Here is a 17354-nt window from a genome sequence, read left to right on the forward strand (position 1 = left end):
TCCATGGCTGCGAGTATCCTGATTGAGGAACTCTCCAAATAGTCCCATCGAAGGGCGAGATCAAGGCGCGGCGCGAGGAGACGACAACGCGGGAGGCGCCGCCGTCCTTCGCTACCTTGCGCGGTCAACCCTTCAGGGCGGTGACCACCACCTCGATCAGCGCGCCGCCGCCGAGATCGGCGACGCCGACGGTGGCTCGGGTGGGGAGATTGTCGCCGAAGAACTCGGTCCAGGCAGCATCCATCTCCTTCTTCTTGGACAGGTCCGTGACGAAGATCGAGGCGCTGACGACGCGAGACTTGTCGGTGCCGGCCTCCTTCAGATAGCCGGCGATCTTGCCGAGGATGTTGCGGGTCTGCTCGCCCATGGAGACGCTCGTATCGTCGGCGATGGTGCCGCCGAGGAAGACGAAGCCGTTAGCCTCCACGGCGCGGTGCATGATGGGCGTGCGGATGCTGCGGGTGATGCTCATGATGTCCTCTTGTTGCTAGAGCGTGATGGGATGGAAGCGGTCGATGCCGAGATCGCTGATTCGGGTCTGGCTGCCGCCATCGACGATCAGCTCCGCCATCACGGCACCGGCGCCGGGGCCGAGCTGGAAGCCATGCAGGGAGAAGCCGAATTGGTGGTAGAGGCCCTTGTGGCGGCTGCTCGGGCCGAACACGGGAATATCGTCCTTCATCTTGGCCTCGATGCCGGCCCAGGCGCGGACGATGGTCGCGCTGCGCATCACCGGAAACAGCTCGAACACGGTCTGCGCACTGGTGGCGAGACTCTTCCAGTCCAGCACCGTCTCGTTGCGGTCCTGATAGGGCCTGGCCAGATGGCCGCCGCCGATCAGCACCGTGCCGTTCTTGAATTGCTTGAAGGAGAGCTTGCGCCCGCGCAGGATCACGACGGGATCGATGAAGTGCGGCACGCGCGAGGTGATCATCAGCATCGGCGCCACGGTCTCGACCGGAACGGGCTCGCCGAGATCAGCCGCGATCTTGCCGGCCCAGGCGCCGGCGGCATTGACCAGCACTGGCGCGGCGTAGGCATCGGAGCCGACGTCGACGTGCCAGAGACCGTCGCTGTAGCGGATGTTGCCGGCTGCCACGCCCTCGCGCACGGTCGCGCCGAGCTGCTCGGCCTTGCGACGGAATGCCGTCGTCGTCTGCGCCGGATTGGCGGCCCCATCCCGGCGTGAGACCACGCCACCGGGACAAGTCTCGGCGACCGCCGGCACCAGCCTGCGCAACTCGGCCGCGTCGATCAACTCTTCATGGGTGAAGCCGAGGGCGTTCAGCTCGGCGACGCGCATGCGGCAGACGGCGAGCTCCTCCTCGTTCTCCGCCACCAGCACCTGGCCATGGCTCTCGAAGCTGCAATCGTCGTCGAGGAGATCGTTGATCTTCTCCCAGATCCCCATCGAACGGATCGAGAGCGGGATTTCCGGAACGTGCCGCGCGAGCTGACGCACGCCGCCGGCGTTGACGCCGGACGCGTGCCGGCCGGCATAGTCCTTCTCGATCAGCACCGGCTTCAGGCCGGCGAGGCACAGATGCAGCGCGGTCGAACATCCGTGGATGCCGCCGCCAACGACGATCGCATCCACGTTTTTGGTCATCCGCGCACCACGGCCTTGACGTCGGCTTCGCTCTTGGGAACGGCTGCGAGTTCGGCGAGCGTGATCGGCTTCACCGGCGCGCGGAGCCGGTAGTAGCCGATCTCTTGCGGGCTCTTGCCGCGCGCCTGCGCCATCAGCTCGGTGACGGTGAGGCCGCAGAGCCGGCCCTGGCACGGGCCCATGCCGGTGCGGCGGTAGGCCTTGAGCTGGTTCGGGCCGGTCGCGCCGATGGCGACGGAGTCGAGAACGTCCTTCGCGGTGACTTCCTCGCAGCGGCAGACGATGGTGTCGCCCGAGGGAATGCGGAACTGCGGCGCGGGGCGGAACAGCGTGTCGAGGAAGACGCGGCCGCGCTCGGCCTTGGCGAGGTCGGAACGAAGCGTTGCCATTGCGGGAAGCTTCGCAGCGGCCGCGGGCGTCAGTGCTTCCACTGTCGCGCGCGCCGCGATGCGGCCGCGGACCACGGCTGCATTCGCGCCGCCGATGCCGGCGCCATCGCCCGCGATTGCAATGCCGGCGACCGACGACGCACCGTTCGCATCCAGCACCGGCGACCAGCACAATTGCAGCTCGTCCCAGCGATGCTCGATGCCCGCCGCCATCGCCAAATTGACATTGGGCACGACACCCTGATGCAGGAGCAAGAGATCGGCGGGAATGGACTCGCGCTTGCCGCCCGCGACATAGCTCACGCCGGCGAGCTGGCCGTCGCCCGACGCAGAGAGCTCAGTGACGCCGGAGACGACCTGCACCTTCGCCTTGACCTCACGCATCATCGACAGGCCCTTGCCGAAATAGGGCGAGGTCAGGAAGGCGAAGGCGTGCGGGAGCGCGGCAAAGTAGTTGCCGCGCTCGGTGGTGTCGAGGATGCGGTCGATACGGCCGCCGAGGCGCAGGATCTGCGCGGCGAGCAGCCAGAGCAGCGGCCCCTGCCCCGCGATCACCGTGCTTCCGTCAGGCACCAGTGCTGACGATTTCAGCATCGTCTGCGCAGCGCCCGCAGTCATCACGCCCGGTAGCGTCCAGCCGGGAATCGGGAATGGCCGTTCCAGCGCGCCGGTCGCGAGGATCACGCGCTTGGCCTTGACGAAGGCGGACGCGCCGCCGATCGAGACGGCGATCTCGAGATTGCGATCGAGACTCCAGACCGTGGCACGATGGATGACCTCGGCGCCGCTCGCACGCAGCGATTGCACGAGATCGGCGCCGACCCAATAATCCGCGCCGAGCTGGCCGGGCTCGGTCACCGGCGTCGAGGAGATCGCACGAAACACCTGGCCGCCGGGGCCGATGTTCTCGTCGAGCAGCAGTGTCGTGAGACCAGCTTCGGCGGAGGTCGCCGCGGCGGCAAGGCCCGCAGGCCCGGCGCCGATCACGACGACGTCGTAGTCTTCGCGCCTGGGAGCCACAGTCATTGTCCGATCTCCCGCTTGCCCTTCTGGATTTCGATCTGCATGCCCTCGGCGACAGGTACGAGGCAACCCTGCCGATTGCCGACGCCGTCGATGGTGACGAGGCAGTCGAAGCACACGCCCATCATGCAATAAGGCAGGCGCGGCGCGCCGCTGACCGCGGTCGACCTCCGCACATCAACGCCGGAGGCCAGCAGCGCAGCCGAGACGGTGTCGCCCTGGCGCGCGGCGACGGCAACGCCGTCGATGAAGATCTGCACTTGCGGACGCTTGTCCTGTTCGGATCGCCTGAACATGGGGATGCCCCTTGGCTCCTTCCTGATAATTTCTAATAGCCGCTGCTGTTGGCCGCGCCCGCGCCGCCAAAGCGGCTGGCCGAGAACGCGCCGACCAGCTCCGGCTCGAGCACGCCCTGCGCCACCATGCGCGCGATCTCGAAGGCATGGTTGGAGGCGAGCGTCACGCCCGAATGGCAGCAGGCGACGAAAGCGCCGGGATGCGTCTCCGACTGGTCGTAGATCGGAAAACCGTCCTGCGGCATCACACGGATGCCGGCCCAGCTCCTGACCACGTTGAGCCGCGACAGATGCGGGAACATGCGCTGGGCGCGATCGGTCATGACCGCGCTGATCGAATGCTTCAGCGCGCGGTCATCGAGCTCGTCCTCCTTGCTGTCGCCGATCATCACGGTGCCCTCGTCGGTCTGGCGGATCGTCGTCAGCGGATGCGGCAGGAACGGCATGGTGCGCTCGGTCACCACGATCTGGCCACGGGTCGGTCCCATCGGCGCGTAAAGACCGACCATCGGCGCCAGCGTCTGGTTGGCGTTGCCCGCAGCAAGCACGATCTTGGCGGCGCGCAGCTCGCCCTTCGGCGTCGTCAGATGGAATTCGCCGCCGCTCTTGCCGATCGCGGAGACCGGGCGCTCCGGAAGATAGTCGATGCCGAACGCCTTGAAGCCGGTGTGGAATGCCCGGAAAGTGCGCAGCGAATTGACGTGGCCGTCGAGCGGACAATAGCTGCCGCCCGAGACCTCCGGCCCAATCAGCGGCAATGACTTCTTCACTTCGGATGCAGAGAGCATCTCCATCTTGTAGTCGGCCGCGCCGACCTGATTGTGCATGCGCTTGACGAGCTCGGTGCGTTGACCGAATTCCTCTTCGCCGAGGGTGAGATGAAAACCGCCGTTCTGCTGGAGCGAAACGTCGAGCCCGGTTTGTTGCTTCAACTCCGAAGCAAGCCGGCCCCACGCCTGCGATGCCTGCACGGTCCACACCGTATAGGCCGGCATGCCGAGCCCTTTGCTCTGGACCCAGACCAGCGCAAAGTTCGCGCGCGAGGCGCGCTTGGTGATGTCGCCTTCGTCGAGCACGGCCACGCTCTTGCCGAGCCGGCCTAGGCCCCAGGCAATGGCGGAGCCGAGCAGTCCGCCGCCGACCACGGCGACGTCATAATCCCTGGACATGAGTTCTCCTATCGTCCCGTATCGCCCTTGCCGGCGAGCACGCGGTCGAGCCCGTAGAAGCGATCGAGCAGAACGAGGGCGGTCATGGTGATCGCGATCACGCAGGCCGAGACCGACGTCACCAGCGGATCGATGTTGTCCTGGATGTATAGGAACATGCGCACCGGCAACGTCTCGGTGCCGGGCGCCGCAAGGAAGACAGTCATGGTGAGATCGTCGAACGACTGGATGAAGGCGAGCGCCCAGCCGCTGATGACGCCGGGCAGGATCAGCGGCAGCGTCACGCGTCGGAACAGCGTCCAGCCGCCGGCGCCGAGCGAGACCGCCGCCATCTCGACGGTGCGGTCCATGCCGGTTGCGGCGGCCAGCGTCAGCCGCAGCGCGAACGGAAACACGATGATGACATGCGCGATGATCAGCGCGGCAAAGCTGCCGCCGAGGCCGGCCGAGGTGAAGAAACGCAGGAAGGCGATCCCGAGCACGACATGCGGGATCATCAACGGCGACAGGAACAGAGCCGCCAGCGCATCACGGCCGCGAAAACGATAACGCGCGATCGCCAATGCCGCCGGCACCGCGAACAGCAGCGCGACGAAGGACGAGAGCGCGCCGAGCCCGAGGCTGACCCAGAAGGCGTGGATGAATTCAGGGTAGTTCGCGATCGTCCTGAACCAGCGCAGCGAGAAGCCGTTGGTCGGTAGCGACAGGAAGCCTTCCGGCGTGAAGGCGACGAGGCAGACCACCAGGATCGGCGCCACCATGACGATGACGAAGACGGTGTGGAAGATCAGCGCGAGCGGGCCGTTCCGTCTCATCGGAACACCTCCGCATAGCGCCGCTCGATCAGCGCGTTGCTGCCGACCACGATCAGCACCAGCGCGACCAGCAGCAGCGTCGCCACGGCTGCGCCGAGCGGCCAGTTCAAGGTGTTGAGGAATTCGTCGTACGCCAGCGTCGCCGCGACCTTGAGCCGGCGGCCGCCGATGATCGCGGGCGTCGCAAAGGCGCTTGCCGAGAGCGAGAACACGATGATGGCGCCCGACAGCACGCCCGGCATGATCTGCGGCATGATGATGCGGCGAATGATGGTGACGGGACCGGCGCCGAGCGACATCGCGGCGTTCTCGATCTGCGGATCGAGCCGCTGCAGCGCGGCCCAGACCGACAGCACCATGAACGGCATCATGACGTGCGCGAGCGCAACGACCACGCCGGTTTCGGTGAACATGAAGGGGATGGGGGAGCGCATCACCCCGAGCGACATCAGGAGCTTGTTGACGAGGCCGTTGTTGCCGCCGAACAGCAGCGCCCAGCCGAGCGTGCGCGCCACCACGGAGATCAAGAGCGGCCCGAGAATGACCAACAGGAAGAAGCTCTTCCAGCGGCCGCTCATGCGGTTGAGGATATAGGCTTCGGGCGCACCGAGCAGCGCGGTGAGCAGCGTGGTCAGGATCGCGATGCGAAACGTCCGCCAGAACATCTCGGCGTAATAGGGATCGGTCGCGATCTCGTGCCAGTTCTTGAGGATGAAGACCGGCTCGATGCCCTTGTACTGGCCCCAATCGTGGAACGACAGCATCACGGTCATCGCCAGCGGAATCAGCAGCACACCGACGAACAGCATCAAGGCGGGCGCCGTCAGCGCCCACGGCGTACGCGCACTGCTCTCCCCGGCGGCCGCGCTCATGCGCCGGCCCTCGCGCGCACGCTCATATCCTCGGGCCGCCAGGTGAGGCGAACCGCGTCGCCTTCGGCCGGCTGCGTCTGCCCGTCGTTCTGGCGGATCACGATCGCCGGGCCGCATTCGCTCTCGCACTGGAACAGCCAGTGATTGCCCTGGAAGATGCGCGTGATGATCTTTGCGCCGAGGCCGACATCGCCAAAGCCGATTCTTTCAGGGCGAACGCTGACGGTGACAGGACCGCCGAGCCCGGCCGGCGCCGGTGCGCGCCAGGAGCCCGCCACCAGTTGCGTCGGCGCGACGGTCCGGTCGATCGTGCCGGCAAAATCGTTGGTCTTGCCGAGAAACTGCGAGACGAAGGCGGAGGCCGGCCTTTCATACGTCTCCTGCGGCGTGTCGATCTGCTCGATCTTGCCCTGGCTCATCACCACGATGCGGTCTGACAGCGACATCGCCTCGTTCTGGTCGTGGGTGACGAGGATCGTGGTGGTGCCGATGGTGCGCTGGATCTGGCGCAGCTCGATCTGCATCTCCTCGCGGAGCTTGGCGTCGAGGTTGGACAGCGGCTCGTCGAGCAGCAGCACGCTCGGCTTGATCACCAGCGCGCGCGCCAGCGCCACGCGCTGCTGCTGGCCGCCGGACATGCGGCGGGGATGGCGGTCCTCAAAGCCGGCAAGGCCGACCATCGCCAGCGCGGCGCGGACGCGCTCGGCCCGCTCGTTGCGCGGCACATTGCGCATCTCGAGGCCAAAGGCGACGTTCTCCGCCGCGGTCATGTGCGGAAACAGCGCGTAACTCTGGAACACGATGCCGAGGCCACGCTTGGCCGGATGGATCGCGGTCAGGTCCTTGCCCTCGAGGCGGATCGCGCCGCGCGTGGGATCGAGGAAGCCCGCGATCATCTGCAGCGTCGTGGTCTTGCCACAGCCCGACGGGCCGAGGAAGGAGATGAACTCCCCCTTCCCCACCGACAGGCTGAAGTCGTCGACCACAGTCTGCGCGCCGAATTGCTTGGCGACCCGATCGAGCTCGAGATAGGCCATGCGCTGTCTCCGCTACCGACGATCCGATCAGCGTTCGACCTCGCGGTTCCAGCGCTTGGTCCACTCCTCGCGCTTCTCGTTGATGACGGTCCAGTCCGGATTGTAGAGCTTGGCCGCGCGCTCGCCGATCGGGGCCATCTTGCCGAACTCCGGCGGGATCGCCATCGATTTCAGCACCGGGCCGTAGCCGTAATCCTTCAGCATCACGAGCTGGATTTTTGGATCGAGCAGCATCTTGACGAAGCTCGATGCAAGCGGCGAGGCGTTCGGCTTGACGATCGGACACGCCGTCGTCAGCAGTGTCGCCGCACCTTCCTTCGGATAGACGAAGTCGACGGGGAAGCCGGTATTGGCGAAGCTCTGCACGCGGCCGGTGCCCCACACAGCGATCACGGCCTGGCCGGACTGGAACAGCTCGGTCATCTTGCCCGGCGACGGCTCATAGGCGAGCACGTTCGGATTGATCTGTTCCTTGAAGATCTTGAAGCCGGAATCGACGTTGGTCTCACCGCCGCCGTTCATCTTCGACAGCATCACCAGCGCTTCGAGACCGTAAGTGTTGTTGATCGGCGGAATCACGAGTTGCTTGGCGTATTTCGTGTCCTTGAGGTCATTCCAGGAGGTCGGCGGCGCCCAGCGTTTCTCCTTGAACACCTTGGTGTTGTACATCAGGCCGGTCGCGACGATACCGATCGCGACCGCGCGATCGTCCTTGAAGCGGGCGGTGTCGTAGAGATCGGCCGGCAGCCCGTCGAGCTTTCCGCAGAAGCCGAGCTGGATCGCCTGGTACATCGGGCCATCATCGACGATGGCGACGTCGATCTGCTGGTTGCCCTTCTGTGCCTGCAGCTTGGCCAGCGTGTCGGTGGAGTTGCCGGCGACATACTCGACCTTGACGCCGTTCTCCTTCTCGAAGGCCGGGATCACCTCGTCGCGGATCGTCTTCTCGAACGAGCCGCCGTAGCCGGCGACGTAGAGGGTCTTTTGCTGGGCCGAAGCGGCCGACGGGACGGCAATGAGCGCCGCGATGCTGACCGCTGTCAGAAGGCGAAGAGTCTTCATGTAGTCCGATCTCCATACCGGAATGAGGTGACGTGCCGACAAATCTCCGGCCGAAGCGCCTTCCGCATTTCCTTCCGCGCAGATCCCTGTCCGATCAGGTCTCCGGCCCCTGTTCGGCAGGTTTTGGCGCGATCTGGAGGTTTGAACCCCTCCAATCTGCCGAAAAAGCGGGCTGTCTTCAGCTCTGATGAAAAAGATCGCAACCTATACTTCCATCGTCCAATGAATAATGGCACCCTCTGCATGCCAAAATGTTATGAATTGGAAATGGAATGGCGCGGATCAATTCGCGGCAGGTGGAAGCCTTCCGGGCGATGATGCTGACCGGCAGCGTCACCGAGGCGGCGAAACTGATGGTGGTGACGCAGCCCGCGGTCAGCCGGCTGCTGCGCGACTTCCAGGCTCTGCTCAAGATGGAGCTGTTCGAGCGGCGCGGCACCGGCCTGGTGCCGACCGCGGCGGCGATGGCGCTCTATACCGAGGTCGAGCGCTCCTTCGTCGGCCTCGAACGCATCACTGCGGCGGCCGAGGAAATCCGCGGCCGCCGCACCGGCTCGCTGCGCATCGCCGCGCTGCCGGCGCTTGCAAACGGCTATTTGCCCCGCCTGGCCGGACACTTCCTGCAGGAGCGGCCAAATCTCAACCTCGCTTTCTTCGGCGTGATCTCGCCGATCGTGGTCGACTGGGTGCTGAACAACCAATGCGACATCGGCTTTGCCGAGGTGCCGATCGCGCATTCCGGCCTGCCGAGCCAGCGGCTGCCGGCGCCCGCGCGCGTCGCGGTATTGCCGACCGGTCATCGTCTGGCAGAGAAGGAGGTGCTGGAACCGCGCGATTTCGAGGGCGAGACCTTCATCTCGCTATCGGCGGGATCGTCGAGCCGGCATCTCGTCGACCAGGTCTTCCACCGCCACGATGTCCGCCGCGTGCTCAGGGTCGAGACCACGTTGTCGGAGATCATGTGCGGCATGGTGTCGTCAGGACTTGGCGTCGCGATCTGCGATCCCTTCACCGCGCAGGAGTTTGCAACGCGCGGCGTCATCGTGCGTCGCTTCCTGCCGCGCATCGACTTCGAGTTCTCCGCGGTCTTTCCCGCACAGCGCAGGCCGTCGCCGGTGGCGCTGGATCTCGTCGAGACCATGCGGAAGGCGCTGGTGGAGTTCGAGGACTAAGCCGAGTGCCTTTGGGTCGAACGATCTTCCCGCGGGCTCGCTGCAACCGCTCCGCGGGAGAGCGCACTTCCTTCGCGGTTACAATCAGCCGTTGAATGCCGCCTGCGCTTCCGGCAGATCCCAGATCTTGCCGATCGCGGCAGTTCCTGCCGCAGCGATCGCCGCTTCGTCGGCGCCGAGATAGCGTCCCTCATCGACCAGCACGCGGCCATCGACCATCACCTGATCGATATTGGCGCGGTTGGCGAGCGCGATCAGCGCACGGCGTGGGTCGAACAGCGGCTGCAAATGCGGATGGGTGAGATCGACGACGGTGAGGTCGGCGGTGGCGCCGGGCTCGATCCGGCCGAGATCGGGCCGCTTGATGACGTCGGCCGCGACCGCCGTGTTGGCCTCGATCAGCTCGGGCGAGTTCGCGACGTCGGGACGCGCCGAGGTGACCTTGGAGATCAGCGAGGCGGCATTGAGCTCCCCGAGCAGGTCCATGTTGTAGCCGTCGGTGCCGACCACGGTGCGGACGCCGTGCTCGGCGAAGCGGCCGAACGCCGCCGTGATGCCGGCGCGCGCGAACACGCGCGGGCAGTTCAGCACGGTCATGCCGCGCGCGGCCATCAGCTTGAGATCGTCGTCCGAGCTGAACATGCAGTGCGCCGCCATCAGGTCGGGCGCGAGCAGGCCGAGCCAGTCGAGATATTGCGCTGGCGTACGGCCGCCGTAGCGCCTGCCGATGGTCTCGACCTCGGCGCGGCTCTGCGCCATGTGCGTCGTGATGGGCACACCGAGCTCGCGCGCCCGCACTGCGCAGGCCCTCAGCAGATCGGGACCACAGGTGTCGGTGGCGTGCGGGCTCATCGCAAGGCTGATGCGGCCGTCGCCGCGATCGTTCCAGCGCTGATAGAGCGCATCCCACGTCGCCATGTCGGCGGCGCCGTCATCGCCGGAATAGCGAACCGCGCCGTCCGGGCCGGCCTTTGCGTCAGACGTCGAGAACAGATAGGGCGCGCCGTAGAAACGGATCCCCATCTCTTCCGCAGCGTCGAACATTTCTGGGATCGAGTTACGGAACGGCTCCATCACCGTGGTGGCGCCACCCTTGAGCAGCTGGAGGACGCCGAGCCGTGCGACCGCCAGGCGTTCCTCCGCCGACAGGATATCGGCACCGCGCTTGGTCAGCGGCAACAGCACCGTATAGACGATGCTCTGGTTGTTCTTGCGGCCGTTGCCGTCCTCGGTGTGGCTGCGCGCCACCGCCTCCGAGAAGCAGTGATTGTGCAAATTGAGCAAGCCCGGCAGCACGAAGCGGCCGGGACGGTCGTAGACCTGATCCGCGCTCGGCTTGTCGCGCGTGATTGCGGCGATCTTCTTGCCTTCGACCAGGATCCAATGATCGCGCAGCACATCCTGCGCGCCGTCCTTCCGTGACAGCACATAGCTGCCGAAGATTGCTGTGGTGCTCATGCGGGGCGCACGTTCCAGAACACGGCGGTGCCGTCGAGAATGCCGGTGATGGCTTTGCGATAGGCGGTCGGCTGCTTGTAGAGGCCGATCGGAATATAGGGGATTTCCTCGAACGCCACTGCCTGGATTTCGCGGCAGATGCGCTGCTGCTCGGCGAGCTCGGAGGCCGCCAGCCACTGGCTGCGCAAGGGCCCCATCTTCTCGCTCGCATACCAGCCGGCGACCTTGCCTTCGCCGCGGATGTTGGTGTTGCCGGCAGGATTGAGCCAGTCGATGCCCTGCCAGTTGCCGACGGCCGCGCTCCAGCCGCCCTGCCCGATCGGGTCCTTCTTCAGCTGTCGCTGCAGAACGACGGCAAAATCGAACCCGGCATATTCGACGTTCATGCCGGCCTTGCGCAAGCTGTCGACCGCGATCTCGCCGAGCGGCTTCTGCGCCAGCGAGTTGGTGGGGACAAGCACCACGATCTTCTCGCCATTATAGCCGGCGGCCTTCAGATCGGCCTTGACCTTGGCATAGTCGCGCGGGCCACGGAACACGTCGAGGCCGACGTCGCTCGCCATCGGCGTCCCAGGCGCGAAATAACCGATCGGCGAGACCTGAAAGGCGGGATCGACGCCGGCGACCGCGGTCATGAACGCGGACTGATCGATCGCACCCAAGAGCGCGCGGCGGATCGCGGGATTGTCGAACGGCGGCTGCAGATGATTGAGCCGCAGCATGCAGGCGTAGCCTCTGGGGTCGAGGATGCGCGTCTCGATGTCGCCGGCGGCCTTGATCACCGGCAGCAGATCGTGCGGAGTGGTCTCCTGCCAGTCCTGTTCGCCGGTCTGGAGCGCGGCGACGCCGGTGCCGGCATCGGGCGTGGTGGTCCAAACCACGCGGTCGTAGTGCACGATCTTCGGTCCGGCGGTCCAATCCGGCTTGCCGTCGGTGCGCGGCTGGTAGCGCTCGAACCTGGCATAGGCGTTGCGGGCGCCCTGCACGCGCTCGTCGGCGAGATAGCGGAACGGGCCGCTGCCGATCACTTCGGTCAGCGGCTTGAACGGATCCTGGCTCGCCAACCGCTCCGGCATCATGAAGCAGGCATTGATCGCGGCCTTGCCCAGCGCCTGCGGCAGCAGCGGGAACGGACGCTTGAGACGAAAACGGATGGTGCGGTCGTCGGCGGCAGAGAGCTCATGGGTCGCTTCCATAAGTTCGCCGCCAAAGCCGTCGCGCGCGGCCCAACGGCGGATGCTGGCGACGCAATCGCGCGCGAGCACGCGCTCGCCGTCGTGCCAGAACAGGCCGTCGCGAAGCGTGAGGTCCCACTGGAGCTGGTCGCCGGAAATGGCGTGGCCCGACAGCATCTGTGGCGAGACCTGGAGCGACGAGCTCATCCCGTAGAGCGTGTCGTAGACCATGAAACCGTGGTTTCGCGACACCTGCGCGGTCGAATAGATGGGATCGACGAAGGCGAGATCGATGACGGGGATGAAGCGCAGCGTGGATTGAGATTCAGCACGAGCGATGGCTGGCAGCGAGATTGCCGGCACTGCGGCGGCGGCCTTGAGGAGTGAGCGGCGGGAGATAGGCATCAAAGAAAGCTCCAGAAGTATCTTAGGTGTTCAACAAGACCGCGCCGATCGCGGCGGCGACCGCCTGCTGTGCGGGTTCAATGACGGGCACGCCGATCGCATCGGCAATCGCCGCACGGTGCGAGGCCATGCCGGCGCAGCCCATCACGACGACATCGGCACGGCACTGCGCGACCAGCGCGCGGCCTGCCTCGATCAACCGTCCACGGATATCCGCACCCGCCGTCTCTGCTGCACTGGCACCGACCGACCAACTTCCGGCATAGCGGCTGTCGACGCCCATCACCCGCGCCATGCGCTGCTGGCGGCGGATGCTGGAGGGCGACAGCGCGATCACGCCAAAACGTTCACCCAGCATCAGCGCGCGAAAAATGCCACATTCGGCGATGCCAAGCACCGGGCGTCCGCCGGCAGCCTCGCGTACCGCATGCAGGCCGGGATCGCTGAAACAGGCGAGCACGAAGGCATCGGCGTCGTCGCGCGACACGCGGTTCACCAGCGGCATGACGACGCTGTCGGCGTCGCGCTGCGAGCTGATGCCCGGCGGCCCTTCGGCAAGACCCACCACCTCGATGACAGGCCCGCCGGCGATCCGCAGCGGCGCCACCGCGTCGTCGATCGCCGCCGTCACCGACGCCGAGGAGTTGGGGTTGATGACGAGGATGCAGCGACGTGTCATGAGACTGCTCGGCGGTCGCCGACTTCATGCCGAAGGAAGTTTTCCGCGATCTTCTCGCCTGTGGTGATCCAGACATCCGGACACGACTTCGCGTAGGTGAGGAACTCGCGCAGCAGGCGCAGCCGCATCGGACGGCCGCTGCATTGCGGATGCAGCACCGTCGTAACCATAGCGCCCCAGTCGCGGACTTCGTCGAGCTCGTCCTTCCATAGCGAGAGCACGTGCTCCTTGGGAAAGATCGAGCGCGGACTGAAACGGGCGGACAGGCCGTGCATCCAGTCGTCATAGCTCGCGGTCACCGGCAGCTCGATCGTGCCGGGCTTGCCGTCGGCAAGGCGGTGACGATAGGGCCGCACGTCATCGCGGAACGAGGAGGTGTAGACGATGCCGTGGCGCACCAGCGCGATCCGCAGCTCCTCGGTGAACTCGCCGTAGGGCGCGCGATAGCCGTTCGGCTTGACGCCGAGCCGGCGCTTCAGCGCCTCGAAGCCGCGCTCCAGCTCCTCCTCGATCCAGGGATCGCCGGGGTCTGGCAGCAGATGATGATAGCCGTGATGGCCGATCTCGTGCCCGGCCTTGAGGATCGATTCGGCCATCGCTGGATGCGCATCGACTGACCATCCCGTGACGAAGAAGGTGGCCTTGAGATCGAGCTGGTCGAGCAGCTCCAGAAGCTTCGGCGTGCCGACGCGAGCCTCATAGCCGCCATAGCTCATGGTGATGAGCCGCTGCGCATGCACCGCATCCTTGCTGGTCCACGCGCTCTCGGCATCGACGTCGAAGGAGAGGAACATCGCCGACTTGTACGGCTTCGGCCAGGGATAGTCCGGCGCCGGATCCGCGGTGTTGGCCGCAACGAGCGGGATGCTCTGGAGTGCCTTACTGTCCAGCATTGATGGTCGCTTTCTCTACTGCGTTATCGCTCAATTTCCACTTCGCCAGCAGCGTACGGTAGGTGCCGGCGGCGATCAGCGCATCGACGGCCTCCAGCATCGCCTGCTGAAGACCCTTCTCCTTGACCGGCAGTGCAATGCCGACGAACTGCTGCGCGATGGCCTCGCCGACAGGCGCATAGGCGCTTGGCTCAAGATCCATGATGTAAGGCAGCGTCTCGTTGCCTTGCACGGCGGCGTCGATGCGACCCTGCTTGAGCTGGGTACGGGCATCGCCAGAGCCATCGGTGCCAACGAAGACGACGGGGGTGCCGCCGCAGTGCTTCTCGCTCCAGGCCGCAATCTGCTCCGGGTATTTCGTGCGCCGGCTGGCGCCGACCTTCTTGCCGCAGAGCGCAGTCATGTCCTTGAATTCCGCCGCTCGTGACTGCTGCACGAAAAAGCGCGGGCCGGTCTGGAGATAATCGACGAACGTCGCAATCTCGTGACGGCTCGCATAGTCGGTAAAGCCCGAAAGGACGGCATCAACCCGGCCCGTCTGGATCGATGGCAGGAACTCGGCAAAGCCGGTTTCCTGCCATTCGATCTTGGTGCCGAGCTTGCGGGCGAGCGCCTCGCCGAACTCGATGTCGAATCCCGACAGCGCGTTGGTGGCGGGATCGCGGAACTCCATCGGCGGATAATTCGGCACCACCGCCATCTTGATGCTGCCGCGCTTGGCGATCTCCGCCGGGAGCTCCGCCGCCGCGGCTGAAAAAGTCATGGCGCCGAACAGCGCCGTCGCAACCAGGAATCTCTTCATCACAACACCCCCAATGTCAGATTACTGCCGAAAGAAATGCCCTGGTGCGTTCCTCGCGCGGGGCGCCCAACACGTCCGAGGCGCGGCCCTGCTCGACGATTGCGCCCTGGTCCATGTAGACGACGCGATCCGCGACTTCGCGGGCGAAGCCGAGCTCGTGCGTCACCACCATCATGGTCATGCCGCTCTTCGCCAATTCCTTCATGACGGCGAGCACCTCGCCGACGAGCTCGGGATCGAGCGCGCTGGTCGGCTCGTCGAACAGCATCAGCATCGGCTTCATCGCGAGCGCCCGCGCGATCGCGACGCGCTGCTGCTGACCACCGGAGAGCTGGGCGGGATACCAGTCCGCCTTCGCCGACAACCCGACGCGGCGGAGCAGCTCGAGCGCTTCGGCGCGCACCTCATCCGACTTTCGCCCCTGCACCTGGGTCGGGCCTTCGGTGATGTTCTCCAGCGCCGTCTTGTGCGGAAACAGGTTGAAGCGCTGGAACACCATGCCGGTCTTCAGCCGCTGCCGTCCGATCTCGCGCTCGCTGAGCCGATGGAGCCGTCCGCCCTGCTCGCGCACGCCAAGCAGCTCGCCGTCGAGCCAGATGCCACCACTGTCGATCGCGGCGAGCTGGTTGATACAGCGGAGCAGCGTGGTCTTGCCGGAGCCGGAGGCGCCGATCAGGCACATCACCTCGCCGGGCCAGACGTCGAGCGAGACGTTCTCGAGAGCCTGGAACTCTCCAAAGTTCTTGCTGACGGATCGGATCGCGACGAGGGGCCTTGTCATCGTGCCAGCCGCAATGTGCCGCGTGCAAAGCGGCGTTCGAGCAGCATCTGAAGCGGGGTCAGGATCGAGACAACGAGCAGGTACCAGAGCCCGGCGACGATCAGGAGCTCGATCACGCGCGAATTGGCATAGTAGATGTTTTCGGCGTTGTGCAGCAGTTCCGGGTACTGGATCACGCTGGCAAGCGAGGTCGCCTTCACCATGCTGATGAACTCGTTGCCGAGCGGTGGGATCACCACGCGCATCGCCTGCGGCAGCACGATCCGGCGCAGCGCGCGCAGCCGCCCCATGCCGATCGCCTGCGCCGCCTCATATTGTCCGATGTCGACCGAGAGCATGCCCGCACGCATCACTTCGGAGGTGTAGGCGCCCTGGTTGATGCCGAGCCCGAGCAGCGCGGCGAGGAATGGCGTCATGACGTCGACGGCGCGCGCGGACCACAGGCCGGGGATGCCGATGGTCGGAAACACCAGCGCGAGATTGAACCACAGCAGCAATTGCAGGATCAGCGGGGTGCCGCGGAACAGCCAGGTGTAGCCGGCGGCCACCATCTTCAGCACCGGATTGGGCGACAGCCGCATGATCGCGACGACGATGCCGAGGACGATGCCGAGCGCCATCGCCAGCACCGCCATCACCATGGTGTTGACGATGCCTTCGAGGATGACCTTTGCGGTCAGGAAGCGGCTGACATAGGACCATTCGATCTGACCGTTCGCAAATGCGCGCGCAATCGCCGCGAGCACCAGGACGATCAGGGCCGCGCTGAGCCAGCGAAACCAGTGCGGCTCGCGCGCGATCCGCAGACCCGACAGATCGGGGAAACCCTCCGCGAGTGCCGGCGCCGGCTTCATTGCGGCGCCGCGTTCAGCATGGGCTCGGCCACCGCGTTGGCGCCAAGGCCCCATTTGTCGAGAATGGCCTTGTAGGCGCCGTCGGCGATCATGGCAGCGAGCTTCTCCGTCACCACCTCGCGCAGGGCCGCATCGTCCTTGCGGAACATGATGCCCTGATAGCCCCTTGCAAAGGGTTCGCCGACGATGCGGAATTTGCCGGGCTCCTGCGTCTGCGCATAAGGCAGCGTCTCGCTGCCCTGCACAGCGGCATCGATGCGGCCCTGCTTGAGCTGATTGCGGACGTCGATCGAGTTCTCGCCAGGTACATACTGGATCGCCGGCTTGCCGGCCGGCTCGCAATTCTGCTTGCTCCACTTCTCGATCTCGACCGGGAAGCTGGTACTGCGGGTGGTGCCGACCTTCCTGCCGCAGAGATCGGTCGCGTCCTTGGCCGCGCTGTCCGCCATCACGAAGAACTGCGGCCCGGTTGCGAGGTAGTCGACGAAATCGGCGGTCTCGCGCCGCGAGGCCCGATCGGAGATGCCGGAGATGATGAAATCGGCGCGCCTGGTCTGCAGTGAGGGGATCAGCTCTGCGAACGGCGTCTCGCTCCAGACGATCTTCAGCCCGCCGAGCCGCTTGGCGAACTCCTTGGCCAGATCGATGTCGAGCCCAACCAGCTCGCCCGTCGCGGGATCGCGATATTCCATCGGCGCGTAGGTGGAGTTGACCGTCAGCTTCAGCGTGCCCGCCTGCCTGATTTCCGCCGGAAGCTCCGCCGCCTGCGCCGGCGTCACGGCAGCCAACGCTGCGAAGGCAAGCAAATGCGAGAGGCGTGTCATGTCAGCTCCTTTGCCAACGCCGCAATCGGCCGTTCGGAA

The 17354-nt window shown here is 65.7% G+C and carries 18 protein-coding genes; 1 reads left to right on the forward strand and 17 read right to left on the reverse strand.

Annotated features, from left to right (window positions below; genetic code table 11):
* Window positions 1-124 precede the first annotated feature (124 nt).
* From XH87_RS18905 to XH87_RS18945, 9 genes are read right to left on the reverse strand one after another with little or no spacing between them, the layout of a single operon-like run.
* Window positions 125-472 (reverse strand): RidA family protein, encoded by a 348-nt coding sequence (locus XH87_RS18905; protein WP_028138431.1) that lies wholly within the window; start codon window positions 470-472, stop codon window positions 125-127.
* Window positions 473-487: 15 nt separating this feature from the next.
* Window positions 488-1609 (reverse strand): NAD(P)/FAD-dependent oxidoreductase, encoded by a 1122-nt coding sequence (locus XH87_RS18910; protein ID WP_271588422.1) that lies wholly within the window; start codon window positions 1607-1609, stop codon window positions 488-490.
* The gene (locus XH87_RS18915) at window positions 1606-3024 is read right to left on the reverse strand and encodes an FAD-dependent oxidoreductase (protein ID WP_271588423.1); all 1419 of its coding nucleotides are present in this window, start codon (window positions 3022-3024) and stop codon (window positions 1606-1608) included. The genes XH87_RS18910 and XH87_RS18915 overlap by 4 nt, the downstream gene beginning before the upstream one ends.
* A complete protein-coding gene (locus tag XH87_RS18920) occupies window positions 3021-3317 on the reverse strand; it encodes a (2Fe-2S)-binding protein (RefSeq protein ID WP_158670421.1) in 297 nt (98 codons plus the stop codon). The genes XH87_RS18915 and XH87_RS18920 overlap by 4 nt, the downstream gene beginning before the upstream one ends.
* Before the next feature lie 32 nt (window positions 3318-3349).
* Entirely contained in the window at window positions 3350-4486 is a 1137-nt protein-coding gene (locus XH87_RS18925) for an NAD(P)/FAD-dependent oxidoreductase (protein WP_271588424.1), read from the reverse strand.
* Between the two features lie 8 nt (window positions 4487-4494).
* A complete protein-coding gene (locus tag XH87_RS18930; protein ID WP_271588425.1) occupies window positions 4495-5301 on the reverse strand; it encodes an ABC transporter permease in 807 nt (268 codons plus the stop codon).
* Window positions 5298-6173 (reverse strand): ABC transporter permease, encoded by an 876-nt coding sequence (locus XH87_RS18935; RefSeq protein ID WP_271588426.1) that lies wholly within the window; start codon window positions 6171-6173, stop codon window positions 5298-5300. Before XH87_RS18935 ends, XH87_RS18930 begins: the two co-directional genes overlap by 4 nt.
* Window positions 6170-7210: an ABC transporter ATP-binding protein gene (locus XH87_RS18940; RefSeq protein ID WP_271588427.1), complete on the reverse strand. Its 1041-nt coding sequence runs from the start codon at window positions 7208-7210 to the stop codon at window positions 6170-6172. The genes XH87_RS18935 and XH87_RS18940 overlap by 4 nt, the downstream gene beginning before the upstream one ends.
* A gap of 27 nt (window positions 7211-7237) precedes the next feature.
* Window positions 7238-8272 carry an ABC transporter substrate-binding protein gene (locus XH87_RS18945; RefSeq protein ID WP_271588428.1) on the reverse strand — a complete coding sequence of 345 codons (1035 nt, stop codon included), beginning with the start codon at window positions 8270-8272 and terminating at the stop codon, window positions 7238-7240.
* A 272-nt stretch (window positions 8273-8544) separates the two neighbouring features.
* Between XH87_RS18945 and XH87_RS18950 the strand changes: the two genes are divergently transcribed.
* The gene (locus XH87_RS18950) at window positions 8545-9444 is read left to right on the forward strand and encodes a LysR substrate-binding domain-containing protein (RefSeq protein WP_271588429.1); all 900 of its coding nucleotides are present in this window, start codon (window positions 8545-8547) and stop codon (window positions 9442-9444) included.
* An 84-nt stretch (window positions 9445-9528) separates the two neighbouring features.
* On the opposite strand, the gene XH87_RS18955 is transcribed toward XH87_RS18950, so the two are convergent.
* From XH87_RS18955 to XH87_RS18990, 8 genes are read right to left on the reverse strand one after another with little or no spacing between them, the layout of a single operon-like run.
* The gene (locus XH87_RS18955; protein WP_271588430.1) at window positions 9529-10902 is read right to left on the reverse strand and encodes an amidohydrolase family protein; all 1374 of its coding nucleotides are present in this window, start codon (window positions 10900-10902) and stop codon (window positions 9529-9531) included.
* The gene (locus XH87_RS18960) at window positions 10899-12482 is read right to left on the reverse strand and encodes an ABC transporter substrate-binding protein (RefSeq protein WP_271588431.1); all 1584 of its coding nucleotides are present in this window, start codon (window positions 12480-12482) and stop codon (window positions 10899-10901) included. The genes XH87_RS18955 and XH87_RS18960 overlap by 4 nt, the downstream gene beginning before the upstream one ends.
* A 22-nt stretch (window positions 12483-12504) precedes the next feature.
* Window positions 12505-13161 (reverse strand): aspartate/glutamate racemase family protein, encoded by a 657-nt coding sequence (locus tag XH87_RS18965; protein WP_271588432.1) that lies wholly within the window; start codon window positions 13159-13161, stop codon window positions 12505-12507.
* A complete protein-coding gene (locus XH87_RS18970; protein ID WP_271588433.1) occupies window positions 13158-14054 on the reverse strand; it encodes a polysaccharide deacetylase family protein in 897 nt (298 codons plus the stop codon). Before XH87_RS18970 ends, XH87_RS18965 begins: the two co-directional genes overlap by 4 nt.
* Entirely contained in the window at window positions 14041-14856 is an 816-nt protein-coding gene (locus XH87_RS18975; RefSeq protein WP_271588434.1) for an ABC transporter substrate-binding protein, read from the reverse strand. Before XH87_RS18975 ends, XH87_RS18970 begins: the two co-directional genes overlap by 14 nt.
* Window positions 14857-14872: 16 nt before the next feature.
* On the reverse strand, window positions 14873-15637 hold the full coding sequence (locus XH87_RS18980) for an amino acid ABC transporter ATP-binding protein (protein WP_158670411.1): 765 nt from the start codon (window positions 15635-15637) through the stop codon (window positions 14873-14875).
* The gene (locus XH87_RS18985; RefSeq protein ID WP_035704558.1) at window positions 15634-16491 is read right to left on the reverse strand and encodes an amino acid ABC transporter permease; all 858 of its coding nucleotides are present in this window, start codon (window positions 16489-16491) and stop codon (window positions 15634-15636) included. Before XH87_RS18985 ends, XH87_RS18980 begins: the two co-directional genes overlap by 4 nt.
* Window positions 16488-17315, reverse strand: a complete 828-nt coding sequence (locus tag XH87_RS18990; RefSeq protein WP_271588435.1) for an ABC transporter substrate-binding protein — start codon at window positions 17313-17315, stop codon at window positions 16488-16490. Before XH87_RS18990 ends, XH87_RS18985 begins: the two co-directional genes overlap by 4 nt.
* Between the last annotated feature and the right edge of the window lie 39 nt (window positions 17316-17354).

The organism is Bradyrhizobium sp. CCBAU 53415 (assembly GCF_028128735.1).
Taxonomy (GTDB): Bacteria; Pseudomonadota; Alphaproteobacteria; order Rhizobiales; family Xanthobacteraceae; genus Bradyrhizobium.